The following is a 20994-nucleotide window of genomic DNA, read 5'->3' as shown; positions in this document are numbered from 1 at the left end:
TCCGGTGGCATGAAAAGTCTGCCCGTCGGAACGGCCTGTTTAGAGGAATATAGATGTCACCTTGGCTGACGATCGTGGGAATCGGTGAAGACGGCTTCAAGGGCCTGGGCAAAAACGCCCGGCGTGCCCTGCTGGGCGCCTCGCGGATCGTCGGTGGCCAGCGTCAACTGGATTTGCTGCCGGTGTGCATTCGCGGCGAGCGGCAATTGTGGCCGAGCCCGTTTTCGCTCGCTCCGGTGCTGGAGCAGCGTGGCGAAGCGGTTTGCGTGCTGGCCAGCGGTGACCCGATGTTCTACGGCGTCGGCGCCAGCCTCGCCCGACAGTTGCCGAGCGAGGAGATGCTGATCCTGCCCGCGCCGTCCTCCTGTTCGCTGGCCGCTGCGCGCCTCGGCTGGCCGTTGCAGGACGTGGTGACGCTGTCGCTGGTGGCCCGACCATTGGCGGCACTTAATGCGCAACTGTTCAGCGGAGTGCGGTTGTTGTTGCTGAGCAATGACGGTCAGAGTCCGGCTGCTGTTGCGCAATTGCTCCGTGAACGCGGATTTGGTTCGAGTCGCCTGAGCGTTCTCGAGCATCTTGGCGGTGACGCCGAGCGGCGCATCGCCAGCACCGCCAACGCTTGGGACGACGCGCCGATAGCCGACCTCAATGTGATCGCCATCGAATGCCTGGCCGATCCGCATGCCCCGCGCCTGTCACGCCTCGCTGGCTTGCCGGATTCAGCCTTCCAGCATGACGGCCAACTGACCAAGCGCGATGTGCGCGCAATCACCCTCGCCCGCCTCGCGCCGACGCCCGGCGAATTGCTCTGGGATGTCGGCGCCGGCAGCGGCTCGATCGGCATAGAGTGGATGCGCGCGCACCCGAGTTGCCGCGCCTTGGCCATCGAAGCCGACGACGGTCGCCAGCAACTGATCGAACACAACCGCGATGCGCTGGGTGTGCCCGGTCTGCAATTGATTCGCGGCAAGGCACCGCAGGCGCTCGCCGGACTGGAGCGCCCGGACGCGATTTTCATTGGCGGCGGCGTCACCCGTGAGGGCGTGTTCGACACCTGCTGGGCGCAACTCAAGCCCGGCGGCCGGCTGGTCGCCAACGCGGTGACCCTCCAAAGTGAAGTGGCCCTGATGAGCTGGCGCGAACGTTACGGCGGCGAGCTGACGCGCATTCATGTTGCGCAGGCGCAGCCGCTCGGCGAGTTCGACACCTGGCGTCAGGCGTTGCCGATCACCCTGCTCGATCTGGTCAAACCCCTCGATGCGTGACGAAACCGCCGAACAACCTGCGCCCCTGCGCAGTGGCCTGACCACCGGCAGTTGCGCCACCGCCACCAGCCTGGCCGCCGCACGCCTGTTGCTCGGCGGGCTGTCGGCCGATGCCGTGCAGATTGTCTTGCCGAAGGGCAAACAGGTGCAGATGCGTCTGGAATTCTGTCGACTGACCGACGATGGCGCCGAGGCCGGGACGATCAAGGATGCGGGCGACGATCCCGACGTGACCCACGGCGCCCTGCTCTATTCGCGCGTGCGCCTGCTGAGTGAACCGGGGATTCGTTTCAATGCCGGTGCCGGGGTTGGCACCGTGACCCGACCGGGACTGGTGCTGGGGGTCGGCGAACCGGCGATCAACCCGGTGCCACGCAAAATGATCAGCGATCACCTGACATTGCTCGCGGCGGAAACCGGTTATGACGGTGGTTTCGACGTCACCGTCAACGTCGAGGGCGGCGAAGCGCTGGCGCTGAAAACCATGAACCCGCGCCTCGGCATTCTTGGCGGGCTGTCGATCCTCGGCACCAGCGGCATCGTCCGGCCGTTTTCCTGCGCGGCCTACATTGCCTCGATCCATCAAGGCATCGACGTGGCGAAAACCAACGGTTATCTGCACATCGCCGCCTGCACCGGCAACGCCAGCGAAGACACCATGCGTCGGGTCTACAACCTGCCGGAAATCGCCCTGATCGAAATGGGCGACTTCGTCGGCGCGGTGCTCAAGCATCTGCGCAAAGTACCTGTGGATAAACTCAGCCTGTGCGGCGGTTTCGGCAAGATCAGCAAACTGGCGGCCGGACACATGGATTTGCATTCGCGGCATTCGAGTATCGACCTGCCGCAACTGGCTGAGTGGGCCGCCGCGATTGGCGCCGATGAGGCATTGCAGCAAGGCATTCGCGAGGCCAATACCAGTCAGCAAGCCTTGGCCATGGCCAGTGCGGCGGGGATCGCGCTCGGCGATGAGGTCTGTCGACATGCGTTGAATTTCGCCCGCAGCGTGGTGCCGGCGCAGGTCCAGGTCGAGGTGTTTGCGATAGATCGTCAGGGCGGGATTGTCGGGCATGCCGGAGGTTTTGCATGAAGCGGATTTTGTTGCTCGGCGGCGTGACGGAAGCGCTGGCGATTGCTCGCACGCTGGGGCCAGAACATATCTACAGCCTCGCCGGCGTTGGCCGAGTGCCGACCGATCTGACCTGTCAAGTGCGTGTGGGTGGTTACGGCGGTGCTGAAGGTCTGGCGCAATTCATTCGTGACGAAGGCATCGAGTTGCTGCTGGATGCAACGCACCCGTATGCCGCGCAAATCAGCCAGAACGCCGCAACCGCCGCGCGACTGACCGGCATCCCTTGCTGGGCCCTGCGCCGGCCGGCGTGGCAGCCGCAGCCCGGTGATGACTGGCGCGAAGTCAGCGACTGGGCCGAGCTGATCACTGCGCTCAAGCCGTTTCGCCGACCGCTGTTCACCCTCGGCCGCGAACCACTGCAGCACCTCGATGAAATTCCCGCCGACCAGTTCTGGACCCTGCGCGCCCTCGATATCTACCCCGGCAACCAACGCTGCGAAGTGATCGGCGCACGCGGGCCGTTTCTGCTGAAGGATGAGCGCGCACTGTTCGAGCGGCGGCAGATCGATGTGTTGATCAGCAAGAACAGCGGCAGCACCGCGACCGAGCCGAAGCTGGAAGTGGCGCGCGAGCGTGGGGTGCCGGTGATTGTGTTGAAGCGACCGGAGTTACCGGGGGTTGATCAGGAGTTTGCCTCGGTCGATGAAATTCTTGCTGCCTTCGCAAACTTTAACCTTACCTGAGAATAAGCACAGATCTCACGGCCGCCCGCGCGGTCAAGTCGAATCGTCGCACCGCCGCTCCCACAGGGTTCACGATGTACACAGACTATGTGGCCGCCACCGACCACTGTGGGAGCGAGCCTGCTCGCGAAGACGTCGACACAGCCTGCACATCATTGCCTGACCCACCGCTTTCGCGAGCAGGCTCGCTCCCACAATGTCACGGGCTCGGCCGGATATCTGACCTGAATCCTACAAACGCGCCGGACACTGCCCACAACAACTTAACGAATCACTGACTATCGGCATTCAGCGTCCACCTCTACGCTCAACGTCTTTGATTCCAAGGGCGTACATATCCAATGTCAGAAAAATTCTCCCGTTTTGACGTCAAGGATTACCTCAAAATGCCTGCCGATCTCGGCCAATACATCAAGGGCTGTGAGATCGAAGTCCCGCGCGATGGGCAGCTCAACCGGGTAGCACTTCGAGACTTCAAGCAGACCATTCGTGCACGAATAGAAAGCGACTCAAATTTCGCCCAGGCAATGCGAATCGAAGCCGCTACACTCATTTATAACGGCGAAATCGAACTGGGGCGCAGACTTCTCAAGCTCTTGCACGAGGCGCTGCGACACCAAACCGCACGACGCTTTTTTACTTATCGGCCCTGATCAGGCTAAATAGCCGCGCCTGATCGCCCACCCAATGGATCTGTCCCATGAACCGACACCGGCTAGCAATTGCCTGGATCGCCTGCTTTGCAGTGCTGTTCAACATGCTCGCCATGCCGATGACCGGGGCGATGGCGCAGGCGGCCAATTCACCGGCTGAACAGTTGCTCTGGAGCAGTTTCTGCACCGGCAGCGGGACCAAGATGGTGGCGATCAACATCGGCACCACCGATCAAAAAGCCCCGGGCAACGATACCCATTCGAACATGCAGCATTGCTGGTGTTGCTCAGGCTCGGCGCCATTGGTGGCGTTGCCGGGGCATTCGCCGCAGCTGTATTTCGCCCGCTTCGAAAGCAATCGCAGTGTGGCGCCCGCCTCGCTGCAAACCCCGACACCGCGCCAGCAATGGCCAAGCCTCAATCCCCGCGCCTCCCCTCTGGTGTGATTTGTTCGCGCAATTGACCTGCGTTTCAAATCGTTCTGGAGAACTGCCATGTTGAACAAACTCATCGTCGTCGCTGCGCTGCTATTGCCGGCGTGCTTTGCCCATGCCCATGAATACAAGGCCGGCGAGCTGGAAATCGCTCATCCGTGGTCGCAAGAGTTACCGCCGAATGCACCGACGGTCGCCGCCTATTTCATCATTCACAACGCCGGCAAGACGGACGACCGCCTGCTCAGCGTCGACTCGCCCATCGCTCCAGAGGCGCAACTGCACGAACACGTCATGCAGGGCGATCTGATGAAGATGCAGCAAGTGCCTAGCGTGGAAATCCCGGCCGGCGGCAACGTGACGTTTGCGCCGATGGCCTATCACGTGATGCTGCTCAACCCGACCGATCGCAGCCTGCTCAGCGACGGCAAACGCTTCCCGCTGACCCTGCACTTCGAGAAGGCCGGTGACGTCACCGTCGAAGTCTCGGTGCAGAAGAAACCGCCGGAAACCACGCAGGCTCACGCGCACGCTCAGTAAGCCCTCCGGCAGACTCCGCCCATGCGCCCGCTGAGCGCCAGGCCGCCACTGCAACGCCGTCAGACTGAAACGCTGACCCGCGGCAGCTGGATCGCCCTGTTCGCCATGTTGATGATCTTCATCGGCCCACTGATTTCTCAGTCGATGCCGATGGATCAGCACGCCTCGACCTCCATGCCGATGAGCATGGACATGTCGATGGACATGCCGGGGATGGATCACTCCGGACATGACGCGAAACCCAGCGCCGAACACTGCCCGCCACAATCCTCGCACCACGTGCTGTGGGAGAAGTGCGGCTATTGCAGCCTGCTGTTCAACTGCCCGGCGCTGACCGGTGGCGGCGATTTCGTTGCCTTCAATATTGCGCCGCTGAACACCTTCACCCCACCCTCCCCGCGCCTGGGCCACGCCCGGCAGACCTTCTTCCCCGGCGCCCGCACCCGCGCCCCGCCCATCGCCGCGTAAACACGCACCTTTGATTGCACACGGTTGAGAAGACAGCTCGAGGCTGCCGGCCGTGTCGTTTACGACTGTTTGATGGAAATTGTCATGTCCAGGTTTGCTGCTGTTCCACGCTCGGGTTCTGCCCCGGCGTCCTTCGCTTTGAACGAATCGCGGATTCGTTTCAGGCACGCTACCGCCGTCCTTTGCGGCGTATTGCTGTCCCCGCTGGTGCTGGCCGATGATCACGCCGGTCACCAGGAAGAACTGAGCCCGACGGTGATCACCGCGATTGCGCCGAGCTCACCACTGACCATCGTCACCAATCCAAAAGATCCGCGCCAACCGGTGCCGGCCAGTGACGGCGGCGACTATCTGAAGACCATTCCGGGCTTTGCGCTGGTGCGCAATGGCGGTACCAACGGCGATCCGGTGCTGCGCGGCATGTTTGGCTCACGCCTGAACATTCTCACCAACGGCAGCATGATGCTCGGCGCCTGCCCGGGGCGGATGGATGCGCCGACCTCGTACATCTCGCCGGAAACCTACGACAAACTCACCGTGATCAAAGGCCCGCAAACCGTGCTTTGGGGCCCGGGCGCGTCGGCGGGTACGGTGCTGTTCGACCGTGAACCGGAGAGCTTCGGTGAACTCGGCACACGGGTGAACGCGAGCATTCTGGCCGGCTCCCACGGACGCTTCGACAAGGTCGTCGACGCCGCTGCCGGTGGCCCGTTGGGTTATGTGCGGGTGATCGGCAACACCGCGCATTCCGACGATTACCGCGATGGCAACAACGACATCGTCGCCTCGCGCTACGACAAGTGGAATGGCGACGTCGCGGTTGGCTGGACGCCAGACGCCGACACCCTGATCGAACTCACCGCCGGCAAGGGCGACGGCGAAGCGCGCTATGCCGGACGCGGCATGGACGGCTCGCAGTTCCTGCGCGAAAGCCTCGGTCTGCGCTTCGAAAAATCCAACATCACCGACGTACTGGAGAAACTCGAAGCGCAGGTCTACTACAACTATGCCGACCACGTGATGGACAACTACACCCTGCGCACGCCGTCCGGCACCGGAATGATGGCAGGTCCCATGGCATCCAATGTCGACCGCCGCACCCTCGGCGCACGGATCAAGGCCACCTGGCGTTGGGCTGATATCCAACTGATCACCGGCCTCGACGCGCAGACCAACGAGCACCGTCAGCGCAGCGGCATGGGCATCGATACCTACAAGGATCAGCCATACACCAAGGACGCCGATTTCCATAACTACGGCGTGTTCAGCGAACTGACCTGGTACGCCGCCGACCGTGATCGCCTGATCACTGGTGCCCGCGTCGACCGCGCCTCGGCCAAGGATTACCGGCAAACCACCGGTTCGGGAATGATGTCCCGCCCCAACCCGACCGCCGATGACACCCGTGCCGACACCCTGCCGAGCGGTTTCATCCGCTACGAGCATGACCTCGCTGACAGCCCGACCACACTGTATGCAGGCCTCGGCCACGCGCAGCGCTTCCCGGATTACTGGGAACTGTTTTCGCCCAAGTCCGGCCCGGCGGGATCGGTCAATGCGTTCGATTCGATCAAACCGGAAAAGACCACCCAGTTCGACTTCGGCGTGAACTACAAGAGCGCCGACCTCGAAGCCTGGGCCTCGGGTTATATCGGCGTGGTCCGCGATTACATCCTCTTCGACTACACGCCGGGGATGATGGGCATGAGCACCTCGCGCGCCGAGAACATCGACGCGCGAATCATGGGCGGTGAACTCGGTGCCGCATACAAGCTCACCGACCACTGGAAAGCCGATGCGACCCTGGCTTACGCCTGGGGCAAGAACAGCAGCGACGGTTCGGCCCTGCCGCAAATGCCGCCGCTGGATGCCCGCTTCGGTCTGACCTATACCGAAGACAACTGGAGCGCCGGCGCACTGTGGAGGGTGGTTGCCGCGCAAAACCGTATCGACCAGAACAAGGGCAACGTGGTCGGCAAGGATTACGACAAGAGTTCCGGCTTCGGCGTGTTCTCACTCAACGGTGCCTATCGGATCAACAAGAACTGGAAGGTCAGCAGCGGCGTCGACAACCTGTTCGGCAAGGCTTACGCCGAACACCTGAACCTGGCGGGCAACGCCGGGTTCGGCTATCCGGCCAACGACCCGCAAGCGATCAATGAACCGGGGCGCACGCTCTGGACCAAGGTGGACATGAGTTTCTAACACCCCCCCATGTGGGAGCGAGCCTGCTCGCTCCCACAGGGTTGCAGAACAACTAGAAGATCCAAGCCAAGCGGAGCACACGTGATGAAACAGCCCAAACCGAATTTCTACAACCTGGCCTGGCGTTGGCATTTTTACGCCGGCCTGTTCGTCGCCCCCTTCATGGTGATGCTGGCCCTGACCGGCACGATTTACCTGTTCAAACCGCAACTTGATTCGCTGATGTACAGCAGCTTGCTCAACGTCCCGGCCGGGCATCACACCGTACCGGCCGACGACTTGCTGCAACGGGTAAAAAGCGCTTATCCACAAGGCCAGGTCACCCAGTACCTGCCGCCGCTGAATGCCGAACGCAGCGCCCAGTTTGTGGTTAAAACCGCTGAACACGAACTCAACATCTTCGTCGACCCGTACCACGGCGACATCCTCGGCGAGCAGGATGCCAAGCAGAATCTGCAAGCCATCGCCCGCGCCATTCACGGCGAATTGATGATCGGTACCGTCGGTGATCGTCTCATCGAAATGGCCGCCGGCTGGGGCGTGGTGCTGGTGGTGTCCGGCCTGTTCCTGTGGTGGCCGCGCGGTCAGGCCGCGGGTATTTTGTGGCCACGCCTGAACAGCCGCGGCCGCGTGCTGTGGCGTGATTTGCATGCCGTCACCGGATTCTGGGGCGCGACCTTGCTGCTGGTGATGTTGCTCAGCGGCATGACCTGGACCGGATTCTGGGGCAAGCAATACGCCCAGGTGTGGAACGTGTTCCCGGCAGCGATGTGGGACAACGTACCGACCTCCGACGTCGAGGCGCGCAGCCTTAACACCGCCACGCGCCAGACCGTGCCCTGGGCGATGGAAAACACGCCGATGCCAATGTCCGGCGACCACGCCGAACACATGGCGCACGGTGCCGCCAACGCCGGCCCGGCGGCACCGAGCATCAGCCTGCAAGAGGTGCAGAACATCGCCACCCAGCGCAAGGTCGAGCCGGGCTACAGCATCACCCTGCCGACCACCGCTACCGGTGTGTTCACCATCGCCGTGTTCGCCGATGACCCGCGCAACGATGCGACCCTGCACGTCGATCAGTACACCGGCAAAGTGCTCGCCGATGTGCGTTTCGAGCAGTACGGCAGCGTCGCCCGTGCCACGGAAATCGGCGTGATGCTTCACGAAGGAAAAATGTTCGGCACCTTCAACCAGATCGTCGTACTGCTGATCTGCCTGATGATTCTGCTCAGCGCCGTCAGCGGTGTGGTGATCTGGTGGAAGCGTCGGCCGCAAGGCAAATTCGGCGTACCGCCGCTGCGCCATGACCTGCCGAAATGGAAAACCGGCGTGGTGATCATGTTGGCGCTGGCCGTGGTGTTCCCGCTGGTGGGGGCTTCGCTGGTGGTGGTGTGGTTGCTGGATCGGTTGCTGCTGTCGCGGATGAACCGGCAAACCGAGTCAGCTTCGACATCATCCTGAAAGCGCACTCAACCTTCTCCAACGCCAATCCCGTGCAGACGCCCCTGCACGGGATTTTTTTGCGCCCCAATCTGGCGCGGCAGCCTGCACCAATGCGCCATAGGCGTTCCTTCGTGGTGCATGCGCTGCGTTACCAACCGCTCTAACACGACATTTTCTTGCCAAAACCCGACCGGGCACAGCCCTTGCAAAACACACCTTCAGTCGTCCGCATCTGCCAACCAGAAAAATTAAATGTTCATGGAGATCGCACAATGAAGCGTCGCAGTTTGATCAAGGCTTTCACACTCACGGCATCCATTGCCGCGATGGGCATGACCTGGACTGTCCAGGCTGCCGAGACCATCAAGGTCGGGATTCTGCATTCGTTGTCCGGCACCATGGCGATCTCCGAAACGTCGCTCAAAGACATGGCGCTGATGACCATCGACGAGATCAACGCCAAGGGCGGTGTGAACGGCAAGATGCTCGAACCGGTCGTTGTGGATCCGGCGTCGAACTGGCCGCTGTTCGCCGAAAAGGGCCGGCAGTTGCTGACTCAGGACAAGGTTGCGGTGGTGTTCGGCTGCTGGACTTCGGTGTCGCGTAAATCGGTGTTGCCGGTGTTCGAAGAGCTCAACGGTTTGCTGTTCTACCCGGTGCAATACGAAGGCGAAGAGATGTCGCCGAACGTCTTCTACACCGGCGCCGCGCCAAACCAGCAAGCGATCCCGGCGGTGGAATATTTGATGAGCGAAGAAGGCGGCAGCGCCAAGCGCTACTTCCTGCTCGGCACCGACTACGTCTACCCGCGCACCACCAACAAGATTCTGCGCTCGTTCCTGCATTCCAAAGGAGTGGCCGACAAGGACATCGAAGAGGTCTACACGCCGTTCGGTCACAGCGACTATCAGACCATCGTCGCCAACATCAAAAAATTCTCGGCGGGCGGCAAGACTGCGGTCATTTCGACGGTCAACGGCGACTCCAACGTGCCGTTCTACAAAGAGCTGGCTAACCAGGGTTTGAAAGCCACCGACGTACCGGTGGTGGCGTTCTCGGTCGGCGAAGAAGAACTGCGCGGCATCGACACCAAACCGCTGGTGGGCAACCTCGCGGCGTGGAACTACTTCGAATCCGTCGAGAACCCGGTGAACAAGAAGTTCGTCGATGACTGGAAGGCCTACGCGAAGAAACACAACCTGCCGGGCGCGGACAAAGCCGTGACCAACGACCCGATGGAGGCCACTTACGTCGGCATTCACATGTGGGCGCAGGCAGTTGAAAAAGCCAAATCCACTGACGTCGACAAGGTGCGTGAAGCGCTGGCCGGGCAGACGTTTGCCGCGCCGTCGGGCTACACGCTGACCATGGACAAGACCAACCACCACCTGCACAAACCGGTGATGATCGGCGAGATTCAGGCCGATGGTCAGTTCAACGTCGTGTGGCAGACCGAAGGGCCGATCCGTGCGCAACCGTGGAGCCCGTTCATTCAGGGCAACGACAAGAAGCCGGATTATGCGGTGAAGAGCAACTGAGTCTGACTTGGGTTTTGGGCTGGGGCGGAGATCTTTTCCCCCTCACCCCAGCCCTCTCCCCCACGGGGGCGAGGGGGAAAGGGAGCAGATCTCTGTGGCTTTCAGTACCTGAGTTCGACGCAGGAATGTCAGGTCGATGTTGGATGACCTGACACCTCGGTCAGTCCCCTCTCCCTCTGGGAGAGGGTTAGGGTGAGGGGCGGATTCACAGCCGGACACCGCTCCATCGGCCACCGCAAGAAAGGACACACCACTAATGCCCACTGCCATACACCGCGTTCTCATAGCCATCGCACTCTTGCTGCCAATGCTCGCCCACGCCGGCGATGCCGAAGACTTTGTCGCAGCCAATCCCGTGCAACAGGCCAAACTCCTCGAAGCCTGGGCTGCGCAGCCCGACCCGGCCCGTATCGAACTGATCATCGCCCTGCAACAAGGCGAGTTGACCATCGACGGCCAACCAAAAACCCTGCGCCTGAACAATCGCCTGCGGGGTCTGATCGACACCGCCATGGCCAGCCATCAATTGCTCGCCGCCGACGCCAAAATCCGTCTGAGTGCCGCGCAGCAATTGCAGAAAAGCGCGAAACCCGCGCAGCTGAAATTCCTCGACCAGCAACTCGCTGGTGAAAAAGATCAAAGCGTCCACGCCGCGCTGAGCCTGGCGCTGGCCAATCTGCAACTGGTCGACACGGATCCGGCCGTGCGCCTCGCCGCCGTAAGACTCCTCGGCGAAACCGGCGATCCACTGGCGCGGACACGCCTTGAAGGTTTGCTTGAACCCGGCGTCGAAACCGATGCCAACGTGCGCACTGCCGCCGAAACCAGCCTCGCCCAAGTCAAACGCAAACTGCTGATCGGCGAAGTGCTCGGTCAGGCGTTCAGCGGCATGTCGCTCGGTTCGATTCTGCTGCTCGCGGCGCTCGGTCTGGCGATCACGTTTGGCCTGCTCGGCGTGATCAACATGGCCCACGGCGAGATGCTCATGCTCGGTGCCTACTCGACGTATGTGGTGCAGTTGATGTTCCAGCGCTATGCGCCGCAAGCGATTGAGTTCTACCCGCTGATCGCGCTGCCAGTGGCGTTCTTTGTCACGGCCGCAATCGGCATGGCACTGGAACGCACGGTGATTCGTCACCTCTACGGCCGTCCGCTGGAAACATTGCTCGCGACGTGGGGCATCAGCCTGATGCTGATTCAGTTGGTACGCCTGCTGTTCGGCGCACAGAACGTTGAAGTCGCCAACCCGGCGTGGCTATCGGGCGGCATTCAGGTACTGCCGAATCTGGTGCTGCCGTACAACCGCATCGTCATCATCGCTTTCGCGCTGTTCGTCGTCGTGCTGACCTGGCTGCTGCTGAACAAAACTCGCCTGGGCCTCAACGTCCGCGCCGTCACCCAGAACCGCAACATGGCCGCCTGCTGCGGCGTGCCGACCGGGCGTGTGGACATGCTCGCCTTCGGCCTCGGTTCAGGCATCGCCGGCCTCGGTGGCGTGGCGCTGAGCCAGATCGGCAACGTCGGCCCGGACCTCGGCCAGAGCTACATCATCGACTCGTTCCTGGTGGTGGTGCTCGGCGGCGTCGGTCAATTGGCCGGTAGCGTGCTCGCAGCCTTCGGCCTGGGCATCGCCAACAAGATTCTCGAACCGCAGATTGGTGCGGTGCTCGGCAAGATCCTGATCCTCGCGCTGATCATTCTGTTTATCCAGAAACGTCCGCAAGGCCTCTTCGCACTGAAAGGACGGGTGATCGACTGATGAACCAGCCTCTGTTAGTCACGGCCACGCAAAAGGCCGGGCCGAAAGTCACGATCGCGGTCGGCGCGGTGATCCTCGCCCTCCTGATCGCCCTGCCGTTGCTGTCACTGTTGCCGGCGGAAAGTGCCCTGTCGGTCTCGGCGTACACGCTGACATTGGTCGGCAAAATTCTCTGCTACGCCATCGTCGCCCTCGCGCTGGATCTGGTCTGGGGTTACGCCGGTCTGCTGTCGCTGGGCCACGGCCTGTTCTTCGCCCTCGGCGGTTATGCGATGGGCATGTACCTGATGCGTCAGGCTGCCGGTGATGGTCTGCCGGCGTTCATGACCTTCCTGTCGTGGACGGAATTGCCGTGGTACTGGACTGGCACCAGCAGCTTCGTTTGGGCGATGTGTCTGGTGGTATTGGCGCCGGGGTTGCTGGCGCTGGTGTTCGGTTTCTTCGCCTTCCGCTCGCGGATCAAGGGCGTGTATTTCTCGATCATGACCCAGGCCCTGACCTTCGCCGGCATGCTCCTGTTCTTCCGCAACGAGACCGGCTTCGGCGGCAACAACGGCTTCACCAATTTCCGCACAATTCTCGGCTTCGGCATCACTGAACCGGGCACTCGTGCAGTGTTGTTTCTGGCCACGGTGTTGCTGCTGGTAGCCAGTCTGTTCATCGGCTGGCGCCTAGCGCAGAGCAAGTTCGGTCGCGTGCTGACGGCGCTGCGTGATGCGGAAAACCGCTTGATGTTCTGCGGCTACGACCCGCGCGGTTTCAAGTTGTTCGTGTGGGTGTTGAGTGCGGTGTTGTGTGGTCTGGCCGGGGCGTTGTATGTGCCGCAAGTGGGCATCATCAACCCCAGCGAAATGTCGCCGACCAACTCGATTGAAGCGGCGGTGTGGGTGGCTCTTGGCGGTCGCGGCACGCTGATCGGCCCGCTGCTCGGTGCCGGTGTAGTCAACGGCATGAAGAGCTGGTTCACCGTAGCCTTCCCGGAGTACTGGCTGTTCTTCCTCGGCGCGCTGTTCATCGTGGTGACGCTGTACCTGCCCAAAGGCGTGATCGGTCTGCTGAAGAAACGAGGTGAACAATGAGAGTCACGGCGAGCGCTGAATTCATGCTGGAACCGGCCTTCTTTCCCGTCGAACCGAACAAGGACGCCGGCACCAGCCGCGACTCGATCGGCCTCGGCCAACGCGTCGGCCCGGGGCTCGACACCCGTCACGGCACGATCCTCACCCTGGAAGACATCAGCGTCAGCTTCGATGGCTTCCGTGCGCTGAACAATCTCAACCTGTACATCGGCGTCGGCGAATTGCGCTGCATCATCGGCCCCAACGGCGCCGGCAAAACCACGCTGATGGACGTGATCACCGGCAAGACCCGCCCCAGTCACGGCAAGGCGTGGTTCGGTGAAACGCTGGACCTGACGCAGATGAGCGAAGTGCAGATCGCTCAGGCCGGCATCGGTCGCAAGTTTCAGAAGCCGACGGTGTTTGAAGCGCTGAGTGTGTTTGAAAACCTTGAGCTGGCGCAGAAGACCGACAAGTCGGTATGGGCCAGTTTGCGTGCGCGCTTGAGTGGCGAACAGAAAGACCGGATCAGCGAAGTGCTGGAGACGATTCGCCTGACCACTTCGGTCAATCGTCCGGCGGGTTTGTTGTCTCACGGGCAGAAGCAGTTCCTCGAGATCGGCATGTTGCTGATGCAGGACCCGCAACTGCTCCTGCTCGATGAACCGGTGGCGGGGATGACCGATGCGGAAACCGAGTTCACCGCTGAACTGTTCAAGTCGCTGGCGGGCAAGCATTCGCTGATGGTGGTGGAGCATGACATGGGCTTTGTCGGCTCGATTGCCGACCACGTCACCGTGCTGCACCAGGGCAGCGTGCTGGCGGAAGGCTCGCTTGAGCAAGTGCAGGAAAACGAGCGCGTGATCGAGGTTTACCTCGGCCGCTGAAGCTGTAAACACTCATCAAAACTGTGGGAGCGAGCCTGCTCGCGAAAGCGGTGCATCAGGCGATGAACATGCTGAATGTCACACCGCATTCGCGAGCAGGCTCGCTCCCACAGGGTTCTGTGGCAAGAGAAGGAATCTGGACATGCTGCAAGTCGACAAGCTGCATCAGTACTACGGCGGTAGCCACATCCTCCGTGGCCTGTCTTTTGACGTGAAGGTCGGCGAAGTCACCTGCCTGCTCGGCCGTAACGGCGTCGGCAAGACCACCCTGCTCAAATGCCTGATGGGCCTGCTGCCGGCCAAAGAAGGCGCAGTCAATTGGGAAGGCAAACCGATCACCACGTTCAAACCGCACCAGCGCGTACACGCCGGAATTGCTTATGTGCCACAGGGTCGGGAAATCTTCGGCCGGCTGACCGTGGAAGAAAATCTGCTGATGGGTTTGTCACGGTTTCCCGGCAGTGAAGCCAAAGAAGTACCAAGTTTCATCTACGAACTGTTCCCGGTGCTGCTACAAATGAAGCAGCGTCGCGGCGGTGATCTCTCCGGCGGTCAGCAACAACAGTTGGCGATTGGCCGCGCCTTGGCCAGTCGCCCGCGGTTGCTGATCCTTGATGAACCCACCGAAGGCATTCAACCCTCGGTGATCAAGGAGATCGGCGCGGTGATCAAGAAACTCGCAGAACGCGGCGACATGGCGATTCTGCTGGTCGAGCAGTTCTACGATTTCGCCGCAGAGCTGGCCGATCAATACCTGGTGATGTCGCGAGGCGAGATCGTGCAGCAGGGGCGCGGTGAAAATATGGAGGCCGAGGGTGTACGCGGGCTGGTAACGATCTAGTACAACGAACTAATCTGTAGCTTCCTAACGATAATTACACACCATGAATTCGACTGTTGCACCTGCCCTGTTTACCCCGAGCTGGCACGCCGAGCTGGAACTGGCCTACGCCCGTTTCGGCGACTGCACGCGCCCGGTTCTGCGTCGTCATCTCGGCCCGCTGCGGGTGCAAAAGCACCTGTATGCCGAAGGCCCCGAAGTGTGTCAGCACATCATCGTCCACCCGCCGGGCGGGATTGCCGGTGGTGATCGGCTGGACATCAGCGCTCGCGTCGAACAAGGCGCATGGGCACAGATCACCAGCCCCGGCGCGGCCAAGTGGTATCGCGCCGGTGGCCCGGCTTATCAGAAGCTCGACTTGAAAGTGGCTGCCGGGGCGACGCTGGAATGGCAGCCGCAGGAGACCATCGTCTACAGCGCCGCGCAGGCTGAGCTGACGACTACGATTGATCTTCAAGGTGACGCGCGGCTGTTCTACTGGGACGTGGTGGCGCTGGGTCGTCCGGCCAGTGGCGAGCGTTTCGAGCGTGGGCACTTTCAGGCGCATCTGGATATTCGCCGCGACGGTCGATTGCTCTGGCATGAGCGCCAGCGCATTGTCGGCGATGACGGCTTGCTTGATTCGCCGATCGGGCTGGATGGCAATCCGGTGTTTGCGACGTTGTTGGTCACCGGTGAGATTGATGCTGATTTGCTGGATCGCTGCCGCTCGTTGGGCCATGAAGTGCGCGGGGATCTGACCCAGTTGCCGGGGTTGTTGGTTGCCCGTTGCCTGGCCAGTGAAGCGTTGCTCGCCCGCGCCTGGCTGATCGATTTATGGCGTCTGCTACGCCCGGTGCTGCTAGGCCGTGAGGCTCAACCACCCCGAATCTGGAATACCTGAAATGCAATTCAATGTGGGAGCGAGCCTGCTCGCGAAAGCGTCATGTCAGCCAACAAATATGCTGAATGTGAGTCCGTATTCGCGAGCAGGCTCGCTCCCACAGGGATCTGTGCCAACAGTCCCCACTCTTTTAAATCTGCCCTGATGGAACCCCACAATGGACCTGACCCCACGCGAAAAAGACAAGCTGCTGATCTTCACCGCCGGCCTCGTCGCCGAGCGGCGTCTGGCCCGCGGCGTGAAGCTCAACTACCCCGAAGCCATGGCCTACATCTCCGCCGCCCTGCTCGAGGGTGCGCGTGACGGCCAGACCGTGGCCGAGCTGATGCACTTCGGCACCACCCTGCTCAGCCGCGAGCAAGTGATGGAAGGCATCGCGGAAATGATCCCGGAGATTCAAGTCGAAGCGACGTTCCCCGACGGCACCAAACTGGTCACCGTCCACCAACCGATCGTCTGAGGCCGCGCCATGACTTACGCCATTCGCGATGCCGTTCACGCCGACCTGCCGGCGATCCGCGACATCTACAACGACGCCGTGCTCAACACCACGGCGATCTGGAATGAACAAGCCGTCGACCTCGGCAACCGCCAGGCCTGGTTCAGCGCGCGCCAGGCCCAGGCCTATCCGATTCTGGTGATTGTCGACGCCGACAACAGCGTGCTCGGCTACGCTTCGTTCGGTGACTGGCGGCCGTTCGACGGTTTCCGTCACACCGTCGAGCACTCGGTGTACGTGCGCAGCGATCAGCGCGGCAACGGCCTCGGCCCACGACTGATGACGGCGCTGATCGAACGCGCCGGGGCCTGTGGCAAACACGTGATGGTCGCCGCTATCGAAAGCGGTAACGCCGCCTCGATTCGTCTGCACGAACGCGCCGGTTTCGTCATCACCGGGCAGATGCCGCAAGTCGGCACCAAGTTCGGCCGCTGGCTCGACCTGACCTTCATGCAATTGACCCTCAACCCCGGCGCGGAGCCGCCAGACGCCAACAAGGAGTGACACCGATGAACGCCGCCCAACTGCGCCGCGTCAACGCTGAAAGTTTTGCGCATTACCGTCAGGGCCTGATCGACCTGTTGCTCGATGCCGTGGGGTATGGCGCCAGCGTTGGCTTCATGGCCGACCTCGATGCCGCGCAGGCGCGCGCCTACTTCGATGAGGTGCAGGACAACGTCAACAAAGGCAGCGTGCTGCTCTGGGTGGTGGTCAAGGACGAACAGGTATTGGCCAGCGTGCAACTGGGCCTGTGCCAGAAGGCCAACGGCCTTAACCGCGCCGAGGTGCAGAAACTGCTGGTGCGCGAACACGCGCGGCGGCGCGGCCTCGGCCAGCAATTGATGACCGCCCTGGAACTCGAAGCACCCAAGCACAAGCGCGGCATGCTTTACCTCGACACCGAAGCCGGCTCGCCCGCCGAAGATTTCTACAAGGCCTTGGGTTACACCCGTGCGGGAGCCATTCCCGATTACGCCTGCGACCCGAATGGCACGTACCGCCCGACCGCCCTCTATTACAAGATTCTGCAAGGAGCCCAGTGATGATTCCTGGCGAATACCAGATCCAGCCCGGCGACATCGAACTCAACGTCGGCCGCCGCACCGTCAGCCTGAAAGTCGCCAACAGCGGCGACCGGCCAATTCAGGTCGGCTCGCACTATCACTTTTTTGAAACCAACGACGCGCTGGCGTTTGATCGCGCGGCCAGCCGGGGCATGCGCCTGAATATTGCCGCGGGCACCGCCGTGCGTTTTGAGCCGGGGCAAAGCCGTGAGGTTGAGTTGGTGGATTACGCCGGGCATCGCCGGGTGTTTGGATTCGCCGGACGGGTCATGGGTGACCTGTAACTAACGCGGTGTCCGCACTGGCCCCTTCGCGAGCAGGCTCGCTCCCACATGAGAACGCGATCAAATGTGGGAGCGAGCCTGCTCGCGAAAGCGAGTAATGCGAGCGATCTCAAAACCAATTGAATCTCAAGGCGAACGAATGAAGATTTCCCGTCAAGCCTACGCCGACATGTTCGGTCCCACCGTCGGCGACAAGGTGCGCCTGGCCGATACCGAGCTGTGGATCGAAGTCGAAAAGGATTTCACCACCTACGGCGAAGAAGTGAAATTCGGTGGCGGCAAAGTCATCCGCGATGGCCAGGGCCAGAGTCAGTTACTGGCCGCCGAAGTGGTCGACACGCTGATCACCAACGCGCTGATCATCGACCACTGGGGTATCGTCAAAGCCGACGTCGGCCTCAAGGACGGGCGCATCGCCGCGATCGGCAAGGCCGGCAACCCCGATGTGCAACCCAACGTGACCATCGCCATCGGCGCCAGCACCGAAGTGATCGCCGGCGAAGGCATGATCCTCACCGCTGGCGGCATCGACACACACATCCACTTCATCTGCCCGCAGCAGATCGAAGAAGCGCTGATGAGCGGCGTCACCACCATGATCGGTGGCGGCACCGGCCCGGCCACCGGCACCAACGCCACCACTTGCACCTCGGGCCCATGGCACCTGGCGCGCATGCTCCAGGCCGCCGACGCCTTCCCGATGAACATCGGCATCACCGGCAAGGGCAACGCCAGTCTGCCGGAGCCGTTGATCGAGCAGGTCAAGGCCGGCGCCATCGGCCTGAAACTGCACGAGGACTGGGGCACCACCCCGGCGAGCATCGACAACTGCCTGAGCGTTGCTGATCAATTCGACGTGCAGGTGGCGATCCACACCGACACCCTCAACGAATCCGGTTTCGTCGAAACCACCCTTGGCGCATTCAAGGGTCGCACCATCCACACCTACCACACCGAAGGTGCCGGTGGCGGTCACGCGCCGGACATCATCAAGGCCTGCGGCTTCCCCAACGTGCTGCCGAGCTCGACCAACCCGACCCGGCCGTTCACCCGTAACACCATCGACGAACACCTCGACATGCTGATGGTCTGCCACCACCTCGACCCGAGCATTGCCGAAGACGTCGCCTTCGCCGAAAGCCGCATCCGCCGCGAAACGATTGCCGCCGAAGACATCCTCCACGACCTCGGCGCGTTCTCGATGATCAGCTCCGACAGTCAGGCCATGGGCCGTGTCGGTGAAGTCATCACGCGCACCTGGCAGACCGCCGACAAGATGAAAAAACAGCGCGGCCCGCTGCCGCAGGACGGCGCCGGCAACGACAACTTCCGCGCCAAACGCTACATCGCCAAGTACACCATCAACCCGGCGATTACCCACGGCATCAGCCATGAAGTAGGCTCGGTGGAAGTCGGCAAGTGGGCGGATCTGGTGCTGTGGCGCCCGGCATTCTTTGGCGTGAAACCGACGCTGATCCTCAAGGGCGGCGCGATTGCCGCCAGCCTGATGGGTGATGCCAACGCCTCGATTCCGACCCCGCAACCGGTGCACTACCGCCCGATGTTCGCCAGTTACGGTGGCTCGCTGCACGCCACCAGCCTGACCTTCATCAGTCAGGCCGCGCTGGCTGCCGGGTTGCCTGAGGCCTTGGGATTGAAGAAAAAAATCGCTGTGGTCAAAGGTTGCCGCGATGTGCAGAAAACCGACCTGATCCACAACGACTATCTACCGAACATCGACGTCGATCCGCAGACCTATCAGGTCAAGGCTGATGGCGTGCTGTTGTGGTGTGAACCGGCAGAAACCCTGCCGATGGCGCAGCGTTACTTTCTGTTTTAACCCCACCCTAGGCCTGAACACGGGCAGCCCTGCCCGTGTTCAGCGTCTGTCAGGGAAAGATCCAGGATATTTCTTCATCCGAGTAGTTGTAGTTCCAGCGCAATTCGGTGCCTGCCGGAATATCCGAGGACGCAAACAGCGCATTCAGCGTGTACGGACGCTTGGCTGTTCTAATACCCAGCGGCATGTCCGCTTCAACTTTAAAAGCGACGACGATGACGTTGTAGCCGTCTGCCGCCTGACTGATCGGCTTGCCAGTGGCGTCGTAGATGAAGTGGGTGTTGATTCTGGAGAGGATGTTATCGCCCACGACAATGATCGGATCGGGCGTGAAGTTGCCGCCGCCAAAACGCATGTGTGCGCCGGCACTCATGGTGAAGGTTTGCTCACTGCGACTGATGAAGCGTAACGGCGTCAGCACCCCGCCATAAACGCCCACCGTTTCGCCTTTGCTGATCCGTCGGTTGGCCACGACCATGTACTGCCCGACCAGGCCTTTTTCACCGACCACTCTGACATCCGCCTCGGTGAATTTGCGCAGCTGCAGCTTTTCTTCATACAAGCGGGCGACATCCTCGTACCCTTCAAACTTGATGTACGGTTTTATCTGCTCGGAGGTGTATTTGTCGCCGTTTTCCAGGGCGACCCAGTTTTGCAGTTTGCGGATGCGTATCGGTCTGCCCGCCGTATCGCGCAGCGGATACTTGCCGTTATTGACGCGGTTGTAAGTGCCCAATTGGTTGTCACGGAAGGAATAGGGTTGCGCAAGCCGCATGTGTTTCAGCTCGTCTGCGCTGAACGGTTTGATCGGCATTGATTCGGACGCCAGGTAGAACTGCTCCGGCAAACTGTCTGCCGTGCTTGAGAGATCCTCCAGTGCCGAATCGTAGTCATCACCGCTCTGGCGCTGCGGCGAACTGCCCTTGCGCGCAATGCCGGTGGCAGCGAAATCTTCCAGTGGATACCAGCGTTGATTTATCGGGTCACGGGCCAGCAGCGGACCGGAACCTTGCAGTTCGCTCGACAATTTGGCCCGGTGCAGACCGGTCTGCGGATCGATGGCGATCAACACCGTGCCGCCGCCCTGCACATCAACGTACTGGCGGCCCTTGTGCGTTCTGATGCCCATGGCGTCGGCTTCCGGCAGCGCGGGCGCCGCCGGGATCAAATAAGGCTGAAGCGGGTTGTGCTCAGCGCTTGAGGCAGCGCCGGAAGTGGGGCGTGTGGCCTGGAGATTGACCCGCGGCGGTGAGGTTGCCACCTCAAGCTCCGAGGTGACTCGCCCAGGCTCGGGCGTATTGCCCGCCGTTTTCACGGCAAACGGATCCGGGGTGAAATGCAGGGTCGTGTCGCCCCTTGAATGGCCCGCGTCAGCGGACGGTCGCCCGGGTCCGGCAATATCGACGGCGCCCGTGCCTTTGCTGGGCGGTTTGGGTTTTACTGGCATGAATACGTTTCCTTGTAGTGTTCCTCAGCGCCGACCGGCATGGCCTGCACCGAGGGGACCGGCATCCA

General features: G+C 61.6%; 21 protein-coding genes. 20 read left to right on the top strand and 1 reads right to left on the bottom strand.

The genetic code is table 11. The features are described from left to right. Positions 1-53 precede the first annotated feature (53 nt). The 20 genes from A8O26_RS06400 to ureC all read left to right on the top strand — a co-directional run bounded on the left by A8O26_RS06400 (position 54) and on the right by ureC (position 19479). A complete protein-coding gene (locus A8O26_RS06400; RefSeq protein WP_064117252.1) occupies positions 54-1265 on the top strand; it encodes a bifunctional cobalt-precorrin-7 (C(5))-methyltransferase/cobalt-precorrin-6B (C(15))-methyltransferase in 1212 nt (403 codons plus the stop codon). Next, positions 1258-2355, top strand: coding sequence for a cobalt-precorrin-5B (C(1))-methyltransferase (locus tag A8O26_RS06395; protein WP_064117251.1), 1098 nt, complete (start codon positions 1258-1260; stop codon positions 2353-2355). Before A8O26_RS06400 ends, A8O26_RS06395 begins: the two co-directional genes overlap by 8 nt. Beyond that, complete coding sequence (locus A8O26_RS06390) at positions 2352-3080, top strand: cobalt-precorrin-6A reductase (protein ID WP_064117250.1); 729 nt, start codon at positions 2352-2354, stop codon at positions 3078-3080. Before A8O26_RS06395 ends, A8O26_RS06390 begins: the two co-directional genes overlap by 4 nt. Before the next feature lie 341 nt (positions 3081-3421). Then, positions 3422-3733: a hypothetical protein gene (locus A8O26_RS06385; protein WP_064117249.1), complete on the top strand. Its 312-nt coding sequence runs from the start codon at positions 3422-3424 to the stop codon at positions 3731-3733. Between the two features lie 47 nt (positions 3734-3780). Then, the gene (locus tag A8O26_RS06380) at positions 3781-4179 is read left to right on the top strand and encodes a DUF2946 domain-containing protein (RefSeq protein ID WP_064117248.1); all 399 of its coding nucleotides are present in this window, start codon (positions 3781-3783) and stop codon (positions 4177-4179) included. A gap of 48 nt (positions 4180-4227) precedes the next feature. Then, positions 4228-4707, top strand: a complete 480-nt coding sequence (locus A8O26_RS06375; protein WP_064117247.1) for a copper chaperone PCu(A)C — start codon at positions 4228-4230, stop codon at positions 4705-4707. A 21-nt stretch (positions 4708-4728) separates the two neighbouring features. After that, positions 4729-5175, top strand: coding sequence for a DUF2946 domain-containing protein (locus A8O26_RS06370; protein ID WP_064117246.1), 447 nt, complete (start codon positions 4729-4731; stop codon positions 5173-5175). A gap of 84 nt (positions 5176-5259) precedes the next feature. Beyond that, positions 5260-7380, top strand: coding sequence for a TonB-dependent copper receptor (locus A8O26_RS06365; RefSeq protein ID WP_064117245.1), 2121 nt, complete (start codon positions 5260-5262; stop codon positions 7378-7380). Positions 7381-7464: 84 nt separating this feature from the next. After that, positions 7465-8844 carry a PepSY-associated TM helix domain-containing protein gene (locus tag A8O26_RS06360; RefSeq protein WP_064117244.1) on the top strand — a complete coding sequence of 460 codons (1380 nt, stop codon included), beginning with the start codon at positions 7465-7467 and terminating at the stop codon, positions 8842-8844. Between the two features lie 254 nt (positions 8845-9098). Next, on the top strand, positions 9099-10364 hold the full coding sequence (gene urtA / locus A8O26_RS06355) for an urea ABC transporter substrate-binding protein (RefSeq protein ID WP_064117243.1): 1266 nt from the start codon (positions 9099-9101) through the stop codon (positions 10362-10364). Between the two features lie 256 nt (positions 10365-10620). Further along, positions 10621-12123: an urea ABC transporter permease subunit UrtB gene (urtB, locus tag A8O26_RS06350; RefSeq protein WP_064117242.1), complete on the top strand. Its 1503-nt coding sequence runs from the start codon at positions 10621-10623 to the stop codon at positions 12121-12123. Next, positions 12123-13202, top strand: coding sequence for an urea ABC transporter permease subunit UrtC (urtC, locus tag A8O26_RS06345; protein WP_064117241.1), 1080 nt, complete (start codon positions 12123-12125; stop codon positions 13200-13202). Before urtB ends, urtC begins: the two co-directional genes overlap by 1 nt. After that, the gene (urtD, locus tag A8O26_RS06340) at positions 13199-14068 is read left to right on the top strand and encodes an urea ABC transporter ATP-binding protein UrtD (protein WP_008078129.1); all 870 of its coding nucleotides are present in this window, start codon (positions 13199-13201) and stop codon (positions 14066-14068) included. Before urtC ends, urtD begins: the two co-directional genes overlap by 4 nt. A 142-nt stretch (positions 14069-14210) precedes the next feature. Continuing rightward, positions 14211-14909 carry an urea ABC transporter ATP-binding subunit UrtE gene (urtE, locus tag A8O26_RS06335; protein ID WP_038360486.1) on the top strand — a complete coding sequence of 233 codons (699 nt, stop codon included), beginning with the start codon at positions 14211-14213 and terminating at the stop codon, positions 14907-14909. Positions 14910-14952: 43 nt separating this feature from the next. Beyond that, a complete protein-coding gene (locus tag A8O26_RS06330) occupies positions 14953-15792 on the top strand; it encodes an urease accessory protein UreD (RefSeq protein ID WP_064117240.1) in 840 nt (279 codons plus the stop codon). A gap of 157 nt (positions 15793-15949) precedes the next feature. Continuing rightward, positions 15950-16252, top strand: coding sequence for an urease subunit gamma (gene ureA, locus A8O26_RS06325; RefSeq protein WP_016984788.1), 303 nt, complete (start codon positions 15950-15952; stop codon positions 16250-16252). Between the two features lie 9 nt (positions 16253-16261). Continuing rightward, positions 16262-16795: a GNAT family N-acetyltransferase gene (locus A8O26_RS06320; protein ID WP_064117239.1), complete on the top strand. Its 534-nt coding sequence runs from the start codon at positions 16262-16264 to the stop codon at positions 16793-16795. 5 nt (positions 16796-16800) lie between these two features. Continuing rightward, positions 16801-17334, top strand: coding sequence for a GNAT family N-acetyltransferase (locus A8O26_RS06315; protein ID WP_064117238.1), 534 nt, complete (start codon positions 16801-16803; stop codon positions 17332-17334). Next, positions 17334-17639 carry an urease subunit beta gene (locus A8O26_RS06310; protein WP_064117237.1) on the top strand — a complete coding sequence of 102 codons (306 nt, stop codon included), beginning with the start codon at positions 17334-17336 and terminating at the stop codon, positions 17637-17639. Before A8O26_RS06315 ends, A8O26_RS06310 begins: the two co-directional genes overlap by 1 nt. Positions 17640-17778: 139 nt before the next feature. Continuing rightward, positions 17779-19479: an urease subunit alpha gene (gene ureC, locus A8O26_RS06305; protein WP_064117236.1), complete on the top strand. Its 1701-nt coding sequence runs from the start codon at positions 17779-17781 to the stop codon at positions 19477-19479. Between the two features lie 49 nt (positions 19480-19528). On the opposite strand, the gene A8O26_RS06300 is transcribed toward ureC, so the two are convergent. After that, complete coding sequence (locus A8O26_RS06300) at positions 19529-20926, bottom strand: SET domain-containing protein (protein ID WP_064117235.1); 1398 nt, start codon at positions 20924-20926, stop codon at positions 19529-19531. Positions 20927-20994 lie beyond the last annotated feature (68 nt).

Source organism: Pseudomonas fluorescens (assembly GCF_001648775.1).
Taxonomy (GTDB): domain Bacteria; phylum Pseudomonadota; class Gammaproteobacteria; order Pseudomonadales; family Pseudomonadaceae; genus Aquipseudomonas; species Aquipseudomonas fluorescens_M.
Note: the sequence above shows the minus strand (reverse complement) of the source record. Positions and strands in the feature narration are given on the sequence as shown.